Below are 16,861 nucleotides of genomic sequence, written 5' to 3'. Positions count from 1 at the left end.
TACAGGGAGTTTATTAACAGTTCTATGGCAGTACAAAGTGGTGATCAAAATCTAATTATTTTGACAGTTTATATTCTAGGAATATATTACACGGTCAATCGGATGATTGAATCTATCGACGACATGGTAATGCTAAATTTCCAAAAAAGTGCTGTTGAGGAACAATTGAAAGAACAAAATCTTGAAAATAAAGTAGGGATTTCCTTCGGTACAGGCACATATTCTTTGGATAAATTGAAAGACAATTTGAAAGAAATGTCAATTACTATTGATAATAAATCAGAAAGTTTAGCGGTATATGTGGACTGGGATAATAGTTCTTGGGTTGTTGAACATACTAAAAAATCCCGCAGAGTGATTCGCAAATCTCCAGACCTCAGTCGTGATTTAGCAATACCACAAGTTCCAACTATTATCGCTCCGAAAAAATCAATGTCTGAAAAAGTGACAGCAGAAGATGTTTTAAAAAGGGATAAAGATACAGGAACATATCAAACAGGAGAGCCTTTAATTGACATTGTTGGTATGAAGAATAATAAGGATTTAAAGGGTTTATACAAAGATTTTATGGATCGTAAAAAGAAAGTAGAATTTTCTTTTCAATTGGTGCTGAGAATATCTGAATTGCGTGTTGGTTTAGCTCCGGGTTTAAATGTTCCTCCAATATCAATTATCAATTGTCCGTTTACTATTGAAAAATTACACTGGACTTATGCTTTGCCTTGGAATAAGAAAAAGTGATGGAGAGCAGGGGAGCAGGGGAGCAGGGGAGCAGGGGAGCAGGGGAGAATAAATTATTATCTATTCCCTGTTCCCTGTTCCCTGATAAATGAAATAACACAGAAGGGGCTATCAAGGCTTAAACTGAATGTAGGAGAGAGTAGGCGCAGGTGGTTGCAGATCAGTCATTAAGACTGGTTTGAGGAAAGTCCGGGCTCCCGAAAGACCAGACTTGCTGGATAACGTCCAGTGCGAGCGATCGTGAGGATAGTGCCACAGAAAGATACCGCCAATACTGGGGACTGGGTACTAGGGACTGGGTACTGGGGAAGAATTTTCCCAATCCCCGATCCCCAATCCCCGATCCCCAATCTTGGTAAGGGTGCAAAGGTGCGGTAAGAGCGCACCAGCAGTATCGAGAGGTGCTGGCTCGGTAAACCCCGGTTGGGAGCAAGGCCAGAGGAACTATGGTTGGTCTTTTACCAGTTCCGTTAAGAAAGAGCCGCTAGAGGCGTTTGGTAACAAGCGTCCCAGATAGATAACCGCCCTCGTAAGAGAACAGAACCCGGCTTATGTCCTGCTCTCTCTCTTTTTTAATGAACTATGGATGTTGATTTTTCCGTAGTTCGTTTTTTCATGGTGGTGACTGTTAGTTTTTTTGAGGAAGAGGCGATCGCTCAATAGTAGTTAAGTATAGGATAAACTGGATATGTTCACACAATTTATAGAGGTTGAATAGTTAAAAAGTGTGAAAAAACTATAATGGTAAACACACAATCAAACGAATTTTCACTTTATGAACTTAAACATAGATTTAAAAGAGCTTTCTGTTAGAGAAAGTGAGAGGGTAGAATGGAAGGAAAATGGAGATGATATCAATATAATCAAGGAAATAGTAAAAACTATTTCTGCATTTGCCAACGATATTTCCAACGTTGGTGGTGGATATGTTGTTTGTGGTGCAAAAGAGATAAAGGATGAACATGGTTTTCCAAAAATTCAATATACAGGTCTGAGTGCAAATAAATTAAAGGAAATCGAAGGTAAGGTAACTCAACATTGTCGTGATCGTGTGCATCCAGCCTTATCGCCAATTGTCCATGAAATGGAAAACCCTGAAAATAACAGCACAAGGATTTTAGTATTTGTAGTTTTAGCAACTTCAGATGCTCATGTATACAGAGATGGCGAAACGTCTAAACATTATGTTCGTATCAGCAGAGAAAATAGAGAAGCAAAAAATGGCATTTTGACGCAACTTTTAATAAAAAAACAAAAAATAGAATATTTTGATAAACGTATAAATTATGCTGCTACACAAGCTGATATTGATGTACTTTTATTTAGAGATAGTATGCAGGAAATGGGGTTACTTTTTCCTGAAAAATCATTAGAGGATTACTTTTCTGATAGAGAACAAATAGCAGAACTAGTTGCTCCATTATTTGTGCGGACAAATTTAGATGGTATATTACGTCCCAGAAATTTCACTTTATTAATGTTTGGAAAAAAAACAAGTATTACAGCAATATTTCCAGAAGCGTATACTATTCTTTCGATATATAAAGGTTCAGATCGTAGTGAACCAACAGCAGAACGTTATGAATTAACAGGAACAATTATTGAGCAAGCAAAGAAATCTATAGAATTATTAAATACACAAGCCTACACTGCATTTGATAAAACCAGCAGTAAACCAAATCAAGTTAAGTATCCTAAGCGTGCTTTACAAGAAGCAGTAATTAATGCTATTGTTCACCGTGATTATGAAGTGCCTGAACCTATAAGGATTACCGTCTTTGCAGACAGAATAGAAATTAAATCTCCAGGAACTTTACATTGGGGAGTTGATAAAGAGAAGTTTTTGCAAGGAAAAGCCAGTCCTAAATGGAGAAATCAGAGTTTTGCTTACTTATTTAATAAACTGCAATTAGCTCAATCAGAAGGTCAGGGTATCCCAACTATTATTCGGACAATGAGAGAAGAAGGATGTCCCGAACCAATCTTTGAAATTGAACCAGAAAGTCTCACTTGTATTCTTCCTGCACACCCAAGACATCAAATTATTAGAGAATTACAAGAAATTCAAGACAAAGTTATTTTACAAAAATATCAAGAAGCTAAAATTCAAGTTTTAAGACTCTTAGAAAAAGATTTGTACAATTTTAGGTCATTAGATTTATATTGTGAGGTTATTGCCAAATTAAAACTTCCCAATGAACTTTATAATTTTTTGGAAACAAAGAAATTAGATTTTTATCTAATCAATCCTAATACACTTATCAATATTGCTGAAATACTTGCTGGTGATAAAGACAATATTAAATATCAAAGCCTAGCAAATAAAGCCTTATCTGTTGCTATATCTGGTAAAATAGAAGAAGGTCAAATTGCCAAAGCAGTTGTCAATCTTAAAAAGATAGGTGAACCAGATGATGTGATAAAATTTGTGGGCGAATCTATTTTAAAGTATCCTAATCTAGCTCATAATTCTACACTTTTAGAAAAACGTGCAACTGCTAGAATTGATAAGGCAAAAAAATGTATAGATGCAGGTAGAGATCGTAACAACAATCCAAAAACAAAGGCAAGAGCATGGGAAATGTGCCGAGAATTGCTAGAAGAAGCAGAAAGAGATTTGAATTTGGCGTTAGAAAATGCTGAAAATCCTAACGAGAAATTTTTTATTGAAAATGATATTAATTTCTTGAATAGAATGAAACAGATTTCTAAAAAACCATCAAATAAATAGTGTGCCTTGTATTTATACCCTATAATTTAATGCTAAGTTAAGAGTTATTAGCCCCTTTTTTCCATACTTACCTAATGTCCCGCGTTTATCCTCGTCGTCAACGGCAACTTGAAAGTTTAGTCCAAAAGTTAGGTTTGTCACCAGATAGTCCGATAAAGTGGCCTTTACTTGATTTGGCACTAACTCACGCTACGGTTTCTGAGTCGGCAAATTATGAACAACTGGAGTTTGTTGGTGATGCGGTAGTGCGGCTGGTGGCGGCTGTGGTGTTATGGGAACATTACCCTGATTGTTCAGTGGGTGATTTTGCGGCTATTCGTTCGGTGTTGGTGAGCGATCGCATTCTCTCCCAACTCGCAAGAGAATATGGTTTAGAATTATACTTACTAGTTGCTGGTAGTGCTACTGCTGATCACGTTGGTCAAGAGTCACGTCTAGCAGATGCTTTTGAAGCGGTACTGGGGGCGCTTTACCTTAGCACTCATAATTTAGAATTGATACGTCCTTGGTTAGATCCCCACTTCCAAGAACTCACAAAAGAAATTCGCCTTGATCCGGCTCGACTCAATTATAAAGCGGCTTTGCAAGAATGGACTCAAGCACAATTTAAAGTTTTACCAGAGTATCGAGTTGTGGAAGTCAATCAACCCCACCGTACTCATGAGCGTTTTATGGCTGAAGTTTGGTTGCATGAGAAAATGTTAGGAAAAGGTAAGGGACGCTCGATCAAAGCGGCTGAACAAGCAGCTGCTAAAGTAGCTTATTTGACAGTTAGTGAAGCAGTCACAGGTGACAAATAAGAGGTGACAGGTAACAGGTAACAGGTGACAGAGAAAAGAGCAGGGGAGCAGGGGAGATCATGGCTAATGACTAAAATTCAACTTGCAGTTATCGGGGTTGGACGGTGGGGAGTACATTTGTTGCGGAATTTTCTCGCACATCCCCAGGTCAGTGTAGTGGCTGTAGTAGATCCACATAAAGAAAGGTTGACAAAAATCAAACAACAGTTTGATTTAGATGAAAATGTATTATTAACAACGGAATGGGAGTATGTAAAACAGATTGCGGGACTCACAGCCGTGGCGATCGCAACCCCCGCTACTACTCATTATGCCTTAATTAAAGATGCTCTCCAGCAGGGATATCATGTTTTGGCGGAAAAACCTCTCACTCTTGACCCAGAAGAATGTCGGGAACTTTGCCAATTAGCAGAGTCTCAGCAGTTGATACTTATGGTTGACCACACTTATTTATTTCACCCAGCAGTGGAAAAAGGTCAAACAGTGGTTCAAGCTGGTCAGCTAGGTGATTTACGTTATGGTTATGCTACCCGTACTCATTTGGGTCCCGTTCGCCAAGATGTTGATGCCTTATGGGATTTAGCAATTCATGATATTGCTATCTTTAACAATTGGTTGGGTAAATTACCTATAAAAGTACAAGCAACGGGTACAGTTTGGTTACAGGAAAATAGGGAAGTGGGGGAAAACTCCATGAGCAAATTACCTGAACACCAAGGTTTAGCTGATTTAGTTTGGGTGACACTGACGTATCCAGATAATTTTCAAGCTTACGTTCACCTGTGCTGGTTGAATCCTGATAAACAGCGTCGTTTAGGGATTGTGGGTAGTAAAGGAAGTTTAATTTTTGATGAAATGTCAGCTTCCTCACCGTTAACTTTGATACATGGTGAATTTGCCAAAGAGGGAAATTCATTTATCCCTGTAAATCAACGTCAAGAAGTGGTGGAAATTGAAAAAGCTGAACCTTTGGGAAAAGTGTGCGATCGCTTTGTTTATTCTGTGATTCAGAATACACCTTCACTGATTTCCTCTGGTTGGGTAGGAAGAGAGTTAGTAGTAATTCTCAGTGCTTTAACCACATCACTCAATCAAAAAGGAAAATCTATCAACATCAGTAATGGTTGATAATCAGCCCCTTTAGTTTTTTTCAGGACAGGATTCAGCTATAAGCCATCAGCAGTAAGCTTTTTCAGCCTAACGCCAAATACCTATTTGATAATTAACCAATTTCTCAAACATTCTGACTTCTGGCTCCTGAATTCTTACTTTTTTAGGTAAAAACTTCACATTAAAAGAGGAAACTTATGACATCAAACTCTCCAGACTCCAACAACCCTGCAAATATCAAATCCCTATCTGAGTTTGTTAAACTCAACCCTCCCGCTATATTTATTACTGATGCACACCCAGCCCTGGTTAAAGAAATACAGGAAATCTTAAAAATCGAGGTAGATGGGATTGTTGGACCACTAACAAAACAAGCATTCAGCGAATTTAAAGAAGAGAATAAATTAGAATTTCCTTTAGGTTTAGGAGTGACAACCGTTAAGGAATTACTAGAGTTAAAGGGTAACGAAGAAACAGGCTCTGATCAAGAAGAAAGTACCAACTCAGAAGTCAACATTAATCCATCTGCTGGCTCACGTACCGGTTCAACAATGAAACTTCCTGGAGGTGAAATAGTATATGCCAACCAATACATTGTAGAAGGTATACCTCTAACTTGGGGTGAAGCAACCAAAGATTGTACTCGCATTCCCACTAGTTCAGAATATGTCGCAAATGCAATTAAACTAGCAAAAGTTTGGGGAGGAGTAAGAGAAAAATTTGATTCACCCATTAGGATTACTTCTGGCTACCGTCCACCAGCAGTAAACAGAAGTGTTGGTGGTGTTAGCAATAGCCAACATATTTACTTCCGCGCCCTAGATATGCAGCCCATGAACGGAGACTTTAGGAAACTTTGGGAAGTTTTAAAAGCTTCTCAATTTACAGGTTTGGGAGATGCTGTCTTCATGGGGCGCAATAAAGGATTTTTTCATGGAGATACTAGACCTAGTGGCAGAATTATTTTTCCTTATTAATAGCTCAAAGCGGCAATTAATCAATTAATTTCAAGAGGCAGGAGGACGAAGGCAGGAGGCAGGAGGTAATCCCCATAAATAAATTTAGGGGATTTAATCAGGACGTATTTTTCCTTGCGCTGTGCGTCTCGGAAAAAATATTTTTATTTTTTGCATAAATAAATTTAGGGGCTTTAAACCCTTTTGGCAGAGGACAAAAATTGTATTTTCTTCCTTCTGCCTCCTGCCTCCTGCCCTCTGCCTTTCTTCGGTAACAGGGGAAAATACTATAGCGTAGTTGCTTTTTCCCCTTTTTGTGAAACTAAATTTATTTCACTACTATCAACTGATTCGGTATTTAATTCCCCTAAAGAAAAATTGTCAATTTCTGAAGATTTATCTGGCAACAAGTGAGAATAATTAGTACCTTTGACCTCATTAATGGAAGTGCGTTCATGATTACCTAAATCTCCCTTTTTACCAGATGCAGATAATAGAGACATATCAATTAAAGGTAATATAATTTTTACCGTTGTTCCGTGGTGCAAACCCAAACTCTCCAGAGTTATTTTTCCTCCCATCAGTTCAATTAAGTTCCGGGAAATTGCCAATCCTAATCCAGTACCTTCAAATTTGCGTGTAGTTGTACCATCAACCATCACAAAAGGACGGAACAGCTTACCTTGTTGCTCAGGATCAATACCTATACCCGTATCTTTTACAGAAATTATCACATGAGATGCGCCATTATTATGGCGAATTTCCGTACTAATAACGATGCTACCTTTGTCGGTGAATTTAGTAGAATTACCAATAATATTAATCAGGACTTGTTTAAGTTTTAGCTCATCTGCCCTCACAGGTATCAGTTCATTACCAATTTCACATTTTAATTGTAGCCCCTTTTGTTGAACATTAACTGATTGTAAATTAATCACTTCTAGTAATAATTTACGTAATTCCAAAGGCATCGTAATTACAGAAAGTTTACCAGCTTCAATTTTGGAAATATCCAGTAAATCATTAATAATTCCTAACAAATGAATTGCTGTTTCATCCGCTCGCTGAAGAAACTCTAATTCTTCTTCTCGGTCATCACACAAACCATCTCTAACCAAGCGAACACAGTTAATAATAATATTTAGTGGGTTTCTTAATTCATGGGAAGTTGTCGCCAAAAACTGACTTTTAACAATGTTAGCTGATTTGGCTTCTTTCCAAGCTATTTCTAGTTCTTCTGCCCATGCTTTGAGTCGTTCAACCATTTGATCTAGTGCTTGAGCAAGTTGATTAAATTCCCGGATTTTAAAGTTTCTAGGAATTGGTTGTGCAGCGTGGTGACTGTGAATATTTAAAGCATAGTCTCTGAGTTCTTCTAAAGGACTAGCTAAGTAAGGTGCTAAATATAAAGACACTAACAAACTCGCACCAATTAAACCAGCAGTTAATACTATGAGAATCAGTTTGATTTCATTTAAACCCAACAGGGAATCTTTGACACTAGCAACAGCTAAAATAATCCATTTTTGTTGTTTTTGTTGTGTAATCGGATTAGGGATTGCTGTATAACCAATGATTGATTCTTGTCCATTTGGCAAATTAATATTTATAGAGTCATTATTTCCTTGAAGGGCATTTTTAATAATGTCTTGTATTTGTTGAATATGTGCAGGATTCTTAAGATTGGTTACGATTTTTTCAGGTGATAAATTAGCCAAAATAGTACCATCTTCAGCAATTACTACCAAATAACCCATCAGTGAACCTTGCCGATCTTTAATTTGGTGATGTAATGTAGTTTTGATAATTAAGGTATAAGCTAAATTTCCTCGTTGATTATACACTGGTGCTGATAACAGTAATTGCAGTTGATTAACTTGGTCTTTTTTACCAGTTGTTCCTGGTTTGGGTGGTGAAATAGCAGTAATTTGCACTTCATCATTAGTAAATGATATTGGCAATTCAGCAATTGTTTGATCGCCGCAGCTACTAGCAATAATTTTATGTTTTCGGAGAGTTTGAAGTTGAATGCAATCAATTTTAGTAGGTAATTGCTCGGCTAACTGAGTGAGGAATTTTTGCGCTTGATATGATGATCCAGACTGAACAGCTTTTGTTTGACTGGCACTCAATAAATTAGCTTTCAGTGCAGCGATATCATCAGTGATTTTTTCCCCTTTGTTAATAGCACTGTCTGTTAGATTTTGACGTGCGGTTGTCAGAAGGCTGGAACGTGCCTTATTGAGTGTAACCATTTCCCCAATTAGTAAAACTGGGACAAATAGTAGTAATATTCTAGTTACTAAAATTCGTCGAAAGGACGATTGACGGGACTTAGCCATCGAGTCTCTCACTTCGTATCTGCAAACCACAATAATAACGATATGCGATGAGTTTAGCTAAATGAGGCATTTTACTACAGCAGAATATGGCTTACGCCACGCTATCAGGAGTCAGGAGGAGGAAGCGCGTTGGGCGGGTTCCCCGACTTGTAGCAACTGCCGTTCAGGAATAAAACTGGCTTTGTGTATAGGTTTGAATTTAGATGTTGTACCTCCTAACTACGCAAACTGCTGTATGAAGTTATGAGAACTTTATTGTAATTTCCTAAAGGTATAAAATTGTGATTTCTTTAGGATTTACGTAAGCAGTTTCACAGTTACAATTAAGAAGTTCAGAATACAAGAGTTAATCAGAAGTTTATGGTTTGTTTAGCTTAGTCACTGTTGTATGATGCTATTACGCTTTGTATTTACGGTACAACAGCTTACCATATAAAACCCAGCATTGTTACTACAGAGAAATAAAATAAATCTCCTCAGCCTCTTCATATAGTGCTTTCAAGTTTTAGAAACCTCAATCCGGATATTAAATTCTTTCAACAACTGCTTAAATGCTGGTTGTTGCTAGAAGTTTACACAGTTGTACTGGAAGTTTTTTTCCATGATTGGCTGCAACGACCAGTGGCGATGTATTACGCTAAATAAAGCTTTTGCTAACTTTTAGATATTCAAAGTAGATATTCAAAGCCACACGATGCTGAAAAAATTCAAACCGAATTACTCTGTTGTTTGGACTAATAAAATTACCGAAGTTCCTCAAGCAGCCTGGGATGCTTTGGCTATGCCCCTAAAAACACCGTTTTTGGAGTGGGATTGGCTGAATAATATGGAAACTTCCCACAGTGCTACAGCGAATGCGGGTTGGTTGCCAAATCACTTAACTTTATGGCGAGATAGAGTATTAATTGGTGCTGCCCCACTGTATCTAAAAGGGCATAGTCAGGGTGAATTTGTATTTGATCATCAGTGGGCAGAATTAGCTTCTCGCATTGGGGTAGAATATTATCCAAAAATGTTGGGAATGTCACCTTTTACTCCCGCTGAAGGCTATCGCTTTTTAATTGCAGAGGGGGAAGATGAGGAAGAAATCACTGCGCTAATGGTGCATGAGATTGATGCTTTTTGCGTTAAATATGGGATTTCTGGTTGTCATTTTCTCTATGTTGATCCCCAATGGCGGCCTGTGTTGGAAAGACAAGGTTTTACGCCTTGGTTACACTATAACTATGTTTGGGAAAATGCTAATTTTCAAACTTTTGATGATTACTTAAAAGTATTCAATGCTAATCAAAGACGGAATATTAAGCGGGAACGTAAGGCTGTAGAAAAGGCAGGTTTACGACTGCAAGCAATAACTGGGGATGAAATTCCTAAGTCGCTGTTTCCGTTGATGTATGATTTTTATGCTGATACCTGTGATAAGTTTGGTTGGTGGGGCAGTAAATATTTAACCAAAAGGTTTTTTGAACAACTATTTCATAATTATTGCCATCGAGTGGTGTTTTTCGGTGCTTATAGTGAATATAATCAGCATCAACCTGTGGGGATGTCATTTTGTCTATTTAAGGATGACAAACTGTATGGACGCTATTGGGGCAGTTTTCAGGAAATAGATTGCTTGCATTTTGATGCTTGCTATTATGCACCAATTGAGTGGGCGATCGCACATGGTATCCAAACTTTTGATCCCGGTGCAGGTGGAAGACATAAAAAACGCCGTGGGTTTCCCGCTACCCCCAATTACAGCCTACACCGCTTTTACAATAATCGTTTAGGACAAATCTTACGTCCCTATATCTTGGAGGTGAATCAAATGGAAGAGGAGGAAATGAAAGCGATTAACGCAGAGTTACCTTTTGCTGAAAAGAGCAGTCAGCGGTCAACGGTCAGCGATCAGCAGTAAAATCTGCTTGGGGTATTCTGCACTATAGCAGGGAACAGGGAACTCTTAACAGGGAACAGAGTTGAAAGTCTTTTAGTGTATGGATTTTTGACTTAATTGTGTATCTCATTCAAGTGCATACCGCTATAGTACAGCACGGCGTAAATAAACCGACCATTCCAAGTCAATGAAAGGCCTATAGAATAAGTTTTTTGACTTTTGACTTTTGACTTTTGATTTCCGCCCTGCGGTGCTACGCTGTAACTTCAAAAGTAGGGAATAAATATTTAGTGTCCGCTTGTAATTTTGAATAAAAAGGTAAGGTAAGAATTACACTGGAAATGTAATGTAAAAAAAACTGTTGAAATAATTTCTCTTTTTGGAATGGGTATGGATTTAATACTTGATGATTTAACGGCCATTGATGATAAACTTTCACAGCGACATATTGACCTTGACCCTAACGGCTATTTCATTATTTACATCGACTGCAATGATCGGTTGATTTATGCCAAACATTTCACAAATGTGATTGATGATCGTGGTTTGGCTGTAGATCCAGAAACAGGTAAAGTGATTCCAGCACGGGGTAAGGTAGAGAGAACTCACACTACAGTATTTAGCGGACGGACAGCGAAAGAATTGTGTGTGAAAATCTTTGAAGAAACTCAACCTTGTCCTGTTACTTTTTTAGATCATGCTGCTTATTTGGGTAGGGAATTTGTCCGGGCTGAAGTTGCTTTGGTGACAGGGAAGGATTACGTACAGGATTAAGGAGAGGTGACAGGCGACACTGTAGTCTATTTTTCGTATTTAATGTAGGAAATGGGTAATTGGTTAGAGTTTAAACTGTTACTAGCCCTATTACCAATTACCAATCCCCAATCATCTAGCCTTGATTAGAAGGCTGATTGATTTGATAAATGTAATATGTTGCCATGGGGATGACAGTGGCAGCAATTAACAATCCTACTACCCAAGCGGTGGAATTACCCTTGTTTTTGTCGGTGTCTTCAGCTTTAGTAAATGTTCCTTCTACCTGTATTGTTTCTTTTTCTTCTGGTGGTCCAGGATCAGGTTTACCGGAAAGGACAGCAACCAAGCGATCGCTCACATCCAGTAATCCTTGGTTATATTTATTACCATTGCGTAAAGCTGCACCCAGTGTTCCCTCGGTGACACTATTAGCAATAGAATCAGTCAATAGAGATTTAACTTGATCCCCGCTAATAATAGTTGCGCCATTGGTAACAGTATCAATCACCAACAGAATTTGATTAGCCTGTTCCTCTGGTGTGGGAAACCATTTTGTCAATAGTCCTTTAGCAAAACTTTCCGGTGTTTCCCCATAATCAAGACGATGAACAGTGACAATTCTGACTTCCTTACCAGTTTCCTTAGCCAAATCTTTGAAAGCACCGCTAATTTGACCTTCATTAAAACGGCTAATAACATCACCTTCATCCACAACCCAAGTATCTGCTGTCAGGTTGGGGATTTGATATACACCTGTAGCGAAAGCTGGTGTCGCAAAGACAGAAATAGCCATCATCATTATTACCAATACAGGTAAAATAAGACGAGTTAGATATGTGTAACTACTAAATAATTGCTTGAGTAGCTGTTTCATGGGATGAATCCTAAAACACTCTTGCACTCAAAATACTACACAACCCACGTCAAAAGCATCTCATCAGCAGATTATTTTCCATTCCCACCTCTGCGTACCTCTGTCTTGAAAAGTTTCCTACGCCGGGAAACCCGGCTTCGAGGAACTTTTCGCCGCGCTACCTCCGCGTTCCTCTGCGTTAAAATACAACCATGACAATAATCTTAACCAACGATGACGGTATCGACGCACCAGGTATTCAAGCCTTACTCAAAGCGGTAAATAGCAAAAATGTGATTATCGCTGCACCACAGGAACATCAGTCCGGTTGTGGACATCAAGTTACTACCCATCGCCCTATTAACTTGCAACGCCGTTCTGAAGTTGAGTATGGAATTGCTGGTACTCCCGCCGATTGTGTGAGAATTGCGATAACACAAATTTGCAAAGATGTCAAATTTGTCCTTTCAGGTATTAACGCCGGCGGAAATTTAGGAGTTGATGCGTACATTTCTGGTACTGTTGCGGCTGTGCGAGAAGCAGCAATGCACGGTATTCCGGGAATAGCCATTTCTCAGTATCGCCAAGCCAAGCTCAATTATGATTGGGATTTAGCCGCTAAATGGACATCAGAGATATTAGCAGATTTACTGAAACTTCCTTTAGAAAGTGGTAGCTTTTGGAATGTAAATTTACCCCATCTATTACCAGGAGATGCTGATCCTGACGTTGTATTTTGTCAACCTTGTACCAAACCTTTACCTGTGAATTATCGCATCGAAGGTGATAATTTTTATTATGAAGGTGAATATGGTAAACGAGATCGCACTCCTGGTAGTGATGTAGATATATGTTTTTCTGGAAATATTGCAATTACTCAGTTAAAGGTTTGATTGAAAACTTCATGTTTCTTCATCTGAACATTGCAGCAAAGACACAATTTTATCTACCGTTTGTGTCAATTGACTAATTTCTTCTAGTGAATCTTTCTGAGATTCAGCCAAACTTTGGACAGCATCACACAAAGCAAAAATTTGATACCCTTGTTGCTGTACTTGTTTTCCTTGAGCTTCTACTTGTGAACTAAGCGCATCTAATCTTTGAGCGAGACGTTCAATTGTCTCAGTTGTAGAGAGTACAGCTTCACCAATTTGCTCAACAATAGATTCTAATCTGTTGATTTTAGCTTCGATGCTTACTGAAATCATTTCCTGACCGCCCCAATTTTGAGAAATCATCATAGTAATATCGTTAATATTCATCAAATAATTTCATAATCAGCCATAAACTGTGTTAAGTGAAATTTCGGAATTAAAAGAAAATTCCATAGCAGTGTGGTTTTATTTGTTCGCTTGTAAATATTCACACACACAAATAATTGAGGATGACAAAATTTAGTCATCTAGTAGTTATTCGGTAATAATTTTGACGTTGTTTTCGCAAAAATTAGGGTTGTTAGCAACAATAATACTAAGTGTGTAATTGGGCAAATTATTTTAATTTTTCTTAAGGACAATTACCAACTTAGTGGTTTTCCAAGTAGCAAAACAACCCTAAAATATTTTGTTAATCCTAGATTACTGCATTGCCCAAAAATACAACACCAATTGCACAAAAAGTTAACCCAATCCAGCGGATAGTTCTAGGTAACATCTGATTCATTACCTGCTGAGTGATAATAATACCTATTCTCCTAGCAGACATGGCGATCGCAATTTGAGTTAAGCTCACACCAATCAAATATGGAACCAGAGTGAGAATTTCTGTACCCATGATGGCTTGACCATCAGTATAACCTTGAGATAGACCAGCAGTAACACTGAGTATAGCGCCAGCCAACCAACTTATTTGTACAGGTACAATTAACAGTATACCAAATATGATAGTGCATAAAGCGACTACCATTTCTGCACCTTGGAGATTTAGCTCACACAAATAAAGTATTTGTCCACATAAAGCAGCTAAGACAAAAAAGACACTTATCCAAGCACCACGGATAAACCTGGCAGAGAGTAAACCTAAAGCAAGTATACCAGCTAACCGATTTAAGCCAATAACAGGATCTGCTATACCCCAAATAAATCCTTCCCAACTGTTAGAAATGGTATGCTGTATAGGCGCTCCACCAGATGAAGTCCACAGACTAATTAAAACTAGAGTAGCGATCGCACCCATAAAACGATACTCTTTATTAGAAGTGGGGACTTTTTCAGGAATAGCCGATGTTGATAATGGAATTTTGAACATAGAAATAAGATCTCAAATTCTCGCTTTCGGTAATTTATATTACTCCAATCCTCAAAAAAATAATGTAATTACATATATTTCTCAGCATCCTGTTTCAAGTTGATAGGTAAACCATCTATTCACTTGTGGAAATCCCTCAGTAATAGTCACAGATTGGCTAAAATGACAGCATAGAATCAATTTGAGTTCTTAAACTCAGTAACCTCCTGTAGCCTTGACTACTTTCGTGAACATTTATTCTCCCTGAATTAAACCTGAACGAAAATTTATGTCTTCTTCCAATCCCAAATCAGACAAACGCTTTGTTTACCAAGAATTTGGTAATGGTAGCTCACCCGCATTAGAACGCGCTGTAGAACGCGGAATCCAAGATTTACCTCCCAATCAACAAAATGTGAGAGTACAAGCTACTCGCGCAGGACGCAAAGGTAAAACAGTGACCATAATTACTGGGTTTCAAACCAAACCAGAAAATTTAGCTGCTTTATTGAAACAGTTAAAAACCCAATGTGGTACAGGTGGAACTGTCAAAGAGAATGAAATTGAAATTCAGGGAGATCATAAACAAAAAATACTAGAGATTTTAATCAAGCTGGGATACAAAGCTAAAATCAGCGGTGGTTAAGAAGTGCGGTTTACCGTATCTTTTCAGGAATCGTATTTACAGTAAGTGATGTTAATTGTAGAGACGTGGAACATTAACAGGAGGCTGAAATGGATTTAGTACGGATTTTATGCGCGGTTTTTCTGCCACCTTTAGGAGTATTTTTGCAAGTAGGTTTTGGTTGGGATTTTTGGATTAATATCGTTTTAACTTTGTTCGGTTATATTCCGGGGATTATCCACGCAGTTTGGATAATTGCGAAGAAGTAATTATTGCAGAGAGGTAGGTGGTATTTTCCTATCTCTCAATTTATTTTGCTAACTTAAAAAATTTAAAAAAGAAGCAGAAGATGAAAATAAAGTACCCAATCAATTTTCACAAAGGTCTAACTTTCCCATTTGTATTGGGACTAATGGTGTTATACCAAAATTTTACTATTGGAGCTTGGATTTATCTTGCCCTTCATGCTACTTATGGTTTTCTTTGGTTAATAAAAGATAGTATTTTTCCAGATAAGCAATGGGAGCAAGAAATTCCCACTCCCCAAGGAATTATTACCTTTTTTTTACTTGGCCTATATTGGGTAGCACCATTTATTCTCATTAGTAGCGGTACTATTCCACCTTTACCATTAGTAGCTGCTGCTATTTTTTTAAATATTGTGGGTGTGTTTTTACATTTTACCAGCGATGCCCAGAAATATTATACACTCAAGTATAAAAATGGACTAATTACAGAAGGTTTCTTTGCTAGATGTCGTAATACTAATTACCTGGGAGAAGTATTGATTTATCTGGCATTTGCTATGTTAACTCAGCATTGGCTACCTTTCTTAATTCTTGGGTTATTTATAGCCATGATATTTGTTCCTAACATGAACAAAAAAGATAAATCTCTATCTCGATATCCTGAATTTGCAGAATACAAAGAAAATTCTGGGTTGCTGTTTCCTAAACTATGGACATCCAAGAATATTCCAAACGAAGAAACCACTGTTTAACGAGAATAAATACACAATACAACAATAGAATTTTAAATTCACCATAGAGAATTTTATGAACTACAAAGGTATTGCTTTAGCAGCTTTTTTGAGTATTGCTACACCTGCAATTCTTGATATTGCCATTCCTCAATCTGCACTTGCAGCAAAATACAATTATCCAAAAGGAACATTTGCTGATAAAGAATGGAGAGTAAGTTTGTCATTTAATAATAATGTTTATTATTACTATGGCGAAAAACTTAATAGTAATGCTTATATAAGCCTGTCTGGTGCTGTTGCTTCAGGAACTAATGATCGTCAAGTTTATACTTGGAATAATAATGGCACAAAATATCAAGTAAGTTGGCGACCAAGCGATCCGAGTTTTATTCGGGTAGAGGTAAAAAGTCCTAGTGGTAAGGTGATTTTGAATCGCTTGTTGATGGCTACAGGAGATTAGAGAAATTGATTGAGAATAGGTAATCAGTTTTCACCAATTACCTATTTTTTATAGCTTTTATAAAGCCATGAAATCAACGAACTACGAAGACGCAAAGAGCGCGAAGGAAGAAGAATAAAGAGATTTTTCAGATGATAATTTTGTCTTTTTCCGAAGATGTTATTATACTTTTGTATAAATAAGTGTAGCTAAACCGTATAAATTCATGGATATTGCTGTAATTGTTAAGTTTCTCGCTCCCTGTATGCCTTTTTTGCTGGCTATGGGTAATAAAGTCGCTGAAGGTGCTTCCCAGAAAGTTGGTGAGGATATTTGGAATAGGGCTAAAGCGATTTGGGCTAAGTTACAGATGTAAGGTATAAGCAAAAGAAGTGGACATTATTCTGTGTCAATTTCT

18 protein-coding genes and 1 other RNA gene are annotated in these 16,861 nt (G+C 37.7%); 15 read left to right on the top strand and 4 right to left on the bottom strand.

All coding sequences use genetic code 11. From position 1 onward, the window contains the following. Window positions 1-24 precede the first annotated feature (24 nt). From ACLLO5_RS04620 to ACLLO5_RS04595, 6 genes are all read left to right on the top strand, one after another. Entirely contained in the window at window positions 25-741 is a 717-nt protein-coding gene (locus tag ACLLO5_RS04620) for a hypothetical protein (protein ID WP_413174310.1), read from the top strand. A gap of 135 nt (window positions 742-876) precedes the next feature. Continuing rightward, window positions 877-1,309: RNase P RNA component class A (gene rnpB, locus ACLLO5_RS04615), an RNA gene on the top strand. Window positions 1,310-1,516: 207 nt separating this feature from the next. Then, window positions 1,517-3,472: an ATP-binding protein gene (locus tag ACLLO5_RS04610; RefSeq protein ID WP_413174309.1), complete on the top strand. Its 1,956-nt coding sequence runs from the start codon at window positions 1,517-1,519 to the stop codon at window positions 3,470-3,472. 74 nt (window positions 3,473-3,546) lie between these two features. Further along, entirely contained in the window at window positions 3,547-4,272 is a 726-nt protein-coding gene (gene rnc / locus ACLLO5_RS04605) for a ribonuclease III (protein ID WP_413174308.1), read from the top strand. 66 nt (window positions 4,273-4,338) lie between these two features. Beyond that, window positions 4,339-5,400 carry a Gfo/Idh/MocA family protein gene (locus tag ACLLO5_RS04600; protein WP_413174307.1) on the top strand — a complete coding sequence of 354 codons (1,062 nt, stop codon included), beginning with the start codon at window positions 4,339-4,341 and terminating at the stop codon, window positions 5,398-5,400. Window positions 5,401-5,579: 179 nt separating this feature from the next. Continuing rightward, window positions 5,580-6,359: a D-Ala-D-Ala carboxypeptidase family metallohydrolase gene (locus tag ACLLO5_RS04595; RefSeq protein ID WP_413174306.1), complete on the top strand. Its 780-nt coding sequence runs from the start codon at window positions 5,580-5,582 to the stop codon at window positions 6,357-6,359. A gap of 266 nt (window positions 6,360-6,625) precedes the next feature. Here ACLLO5_RS04595 and ACLLO5_RS04590 read toward each other — a convergent pair whose 3' ends face one another. After that, window positions 6,626-8,680, bottom strand: a complete 2,055-nt coding sequence (locus tag ACLLO5_RS04590) for an ATP-binding protein (protein ID WP_413174305.1) — start codon at window positions 8,678-8,680, stop codon at window positions 6,626-6,628. A gap of 61 nt (window positions 8,681-8,741) precedes the next feature. Here ACLLO5_RS04590 and ACLLO5_RS04585 point away from each other — a divergent pair, with 61 nt between their 5' ends. From ACLLO5_RS04585 to ACLLO5_RS04575, 3 genes are all read left to right on the top strand, one after another. Further along, window positions 8,742-8,927, top strand: a complete 186-nt coding sequence (locus ACLLO5_RS04585) for a hypothetical protein (protein ID WP_413174304.1) — start codon at window positions 8,742-8,744, stop codon at window positions 8,925-8,927. 447 nt (window positions 8,928-9,374) lie between these two features. After that, entirely contained in the window at window positions 9,375-10,583 is a 1,209-nt protein-coding gene (locus ACLLO5_RS04580; protein WP_413174303.1) for a GNAT family N-acetyltransferase, read from the top strand. A gap of 369 nt (window positions 10,584-10,952) precedes the next feature. Beyond that, window positions 10,953-11,336, top strand: a complete 384-nt coding sequence (locus tag ACLLO5_RS04575) for a DUF4346 domain-containing protein (protein ID WP_413174302.1) — start codon at window positions 10,953-10,955, stop codon at window positions 11,334-11,336. Between the two features lie 115 nt (window positions 11,337-11,451). Here ACLLO5_RS04575 and psb32 read toward each other — a convergent pair whose 3' ends face one another. Then, window positions 11,452-12,192 carry a photosystem II repair protein Psb32 gene (psb32, locus tag ACLLO5_RS04570; protein WP_413174301.1) on the bottom strand — a complete coding sequence of 247 codons (741 nt, stop codon included), beginning with the start codon at window positions 12,190-12,192 and terminating at the stop codon, window positions 11,452-11,454. A 191-nt stretch (window positions 12,193-12,383) separates the two neighbouring features. On the opposite strand from psb32, the gene surE reads away from it, so the two are divergent. Next, window positions 12,384-13,064, top strand: coding sequence for a 5'/3'-nucleotidase SurE (gene surE / locus ACLLO5_RS04565; RefSeq protein ID WP_413174300.1), 681 nt, complete (start codon window positions 12,384-12,386; stop codon window positions 13,062-13,064). Between the two features lie 9 nt (window positions 13,065-13,073). On the opposite strand, the gene ACLLO5_RS04560 is transcribed toward surE, so the two are convergent. Together ACLLO5_RS04560 and ACLLO5_RS04555 are read right to left on the bottom strand one after the other, a co-directional pair. After that, a complete protein-coding gene (locus tag ACLLO5_RS04560) occupies window positions 13,074-13,433 on the bottom strand; it encodes a hypothetical protein (RefSeq protein ID WP_413174299.1) in 360 nt (119 codons plus the stop codon). Between the two features lie 310 nt (window positions 13,434-13,743). Further along, window positions 13,744-14,418, bottom strand: a complete 675-nt coding sequence (locus tag ACLLO5_RS04555; RefSeq protein ID WP_413174298.1) for a HupE/UreJ family protein — start codon at window positions 14,416-14,418, stop codon at window positions 13,744-13,746. Window positions 14,419-14,686: 268 nt separating this feature from the next. On the opposite strand from ACLLO5_RS04555, the gene ACLLO5_RS04550 reads away from it, so the two are divergent. The 5 genes from ACLLO5_RS04550 to ACLLO5_RS04530 all read left to right on the top strand — a co-directional run bounded on the left by ACLLO5_RS04550 (window position 14,687) and on the right by ACLLO5_RS04530 (window position 16,819). Next, window positions 14,687-15,043: a translation initiation factor gene (locus tag ACLLO5_RS04550; protein WP_413174297.1), complete on the top strand. Its 357-nt coding sequence runs from the start codon at window positions 14,687-14,689 to the stop codon at window positions 15,041-15,043. 89 nt (window positions 15,044-15,132) lie between these two features. Then, window positions 15,133-15,291, top strand: a complete 159-nt coding sequence (locus ACLLO5_RS04545) for a YqaE/Pmp3 family membrane protein (protein ID WP_347610962.1) — start codon at window positions 15,133-15,135, stop codon at window positions 15,289-15,291. 80 nt (window positions 15,292-15,371) lie between these two features. Beyond that, window positions 15,372-16,022 (top strand): methyltransferase family protein, encoded by a 651-nt coding sequence (locus ACLLO5_RS04540; RefSeq protein WP_413174296.1) that lies wholly within the window; start codon window positions 15,372-15,374, stop codon window positions 16,020-16,022. Between the two features lie 55 nt (window positions 16,023-16,077). Further along, the gene (locus ACLLO5_RS04535) at window positions 16,078-16,464 is read left to right on the top strand and encodes a hypothetical protein (RefSeq protein WP_413174295.1); all 387 of its coding nucleotides are present in this window, start codon (window positions 16,078-16,080) and stop codon (window positions 16,462-16,464) included. A 205-nt stretch (window positions 16,465-16,669) separates the two neighbouring features. Continuing rightward, entirely contained in the window at window positions 16,670-16,819 is a 150-nt protein-coding gene (locus ACLLO5_RS04530) for a hypothetical protein (RefSeq protein WP_413174294.1), read from the top strand. Window positions 16,820-16,861: the final 42 nt, after the last annotated feature.

The organism is Anabaena azotica SJ-1 (genome assembly GCF_047275885.1).
Taxonomy (GTDB): Bacteria; Cyanobacteriota; Cyanobacteriia; order Cyanobacteriales; family Nostocaceae; genus Trichormus_B; species Trichormus_B azotica_A.
The sequence above is the reverse complement of the archived record's forward strand: the minus strand, read 5'-3'. Positions and strand labels throughout refer to the sequence as shown.

Excerpts from the sequence above, each read along its gene's own strand:
- ACLLO5_RS04530 (WP_413174294.1), top strand. The coding sequence starts at position 16,670 with ATGGATATTGCTGTAATTGTTAAGTTTCTCGCTCCCTGTATGCCTTTT.
- ACLLO5_RS04610 (WP_413174309.1), top strand. The coding sequence starts at position 1,517 with ATGAACTTAAACATAGATTTAAAAGAGCTTTCTGTTAGAGAAAGTGAG.
- ACLLO5_RS04600 (WP_413174307.1), top strand. The coding sequence starts at position 4,339 with ATGACTAAAATTCAACTTGCAGTTATCGGGGTTGGACGGTGGGGAGTA.
- psb32 (WP_413174301.1), bottom strand. The coding sequence starts at position 12,192 with ATGAAACAGCTACTCAAGCAATTATTTAGTAGTTACACATATCTAACT.
- surE (WP_413174300.1), top strand. The coding sequence starts at position 12,384 with ATGACAATAATCTTAACCAACGATGACGGTATCGACGCACCAGGTATT.
- ACLLO5_RS04585 (WP_413174304.1), top strand. The coding sequence starts at position 8,742 with ATGAGGCATTTTACTACAGCAGAATATGGCTTACGCCACGCTATCAGG.
- ACLLO5_RS04550 (WP_413174297.1), top strand. The coding sequence starts at position 14,687 with ATGTCTTCTTCCAATCCCAAATCAGACAAACGCTTTGTTTACCAAGAA.
- ACLLO5_RS04595 (WP_413174306.1), top strand. The coding sequence starts at position 5,580 with ATGACATCAAACTCTCCAGACTCCAACAACCCTGCAAATATCAAATCC.
- ACLLO5_RS04535 (WP_413174295.1), top strand. The coding sequence starts at position 16,078 with ATGAACTACAAAGGTATTGCTTTAGCAGCTTTTTTGAGTATTGCTACA.
- ACLLO5_RS04575 (WP_413174302.1), top strand. The coding sequence starts at position 10,953 with ATGGATTTAATACTTGATGATTTAACGGCCATTGATGATAAACTTTCA.
- ACLLO5_RS04590 (WP_413174305.1), bottom strand. The coding sequence starts at position 8,680 with ATGGCTAAGTCCCGTCAATCGTCCTTTCGACGAATTTTAGTAACTAGA.
- ACLLO5_RS04555 (WP_413174298.1), bottom strand. The coding sequence starts at position 14,418 with ATGTTCAAAATTCCATTATCAACATCGGCTATTCCTGAAAAAGTCCCC.
- ACLLO5_RS04620 (WP_413174310.1), top strand. The coding sequence starts at position 25 with ATGGCAGTACAAAGTGGTGATCAAAATCTAATTATTTTGACAGTTTAT.
- rnc (WP_413174308.1), top strand. The coding sequence starts at position 3,547 with ATGTCCCGCGTTTATCCTCGTCGTCAACGGCAACTTGAAAGTTTAGTC.
- ACLLO5_RS04580 (WP_413174303.1), top strand. The coding sequence starts at position 9,375 with ATGCTGAAAAAATTCAAACCGAATTACTCTGTTGTTTGGACTAATAAA.
- ACLLO5_RS04540 (WP_413174296.1), top strand. The coding sequence starts at position 15,372 with ATGAAAATAAAGTACCCAATCAATTTTCACAAAGGTCTAACTTTCCCA.
- ACLLO5_RS04545 (WP_347610962.1), top strand. The coding sequence starts at position 15,133 with ATGGATTTAGTACGGATTTTATGCGCGGTTTTTCTGCCACCTTTAGGA.
- ACLLO5_RS04560 (WP_413174299.1), bottom strand. The coding sequence starts at position 13,433 with ATGAATATTAACGATATTACTATGATGATTTCTCAAAATTGGGGCGGT.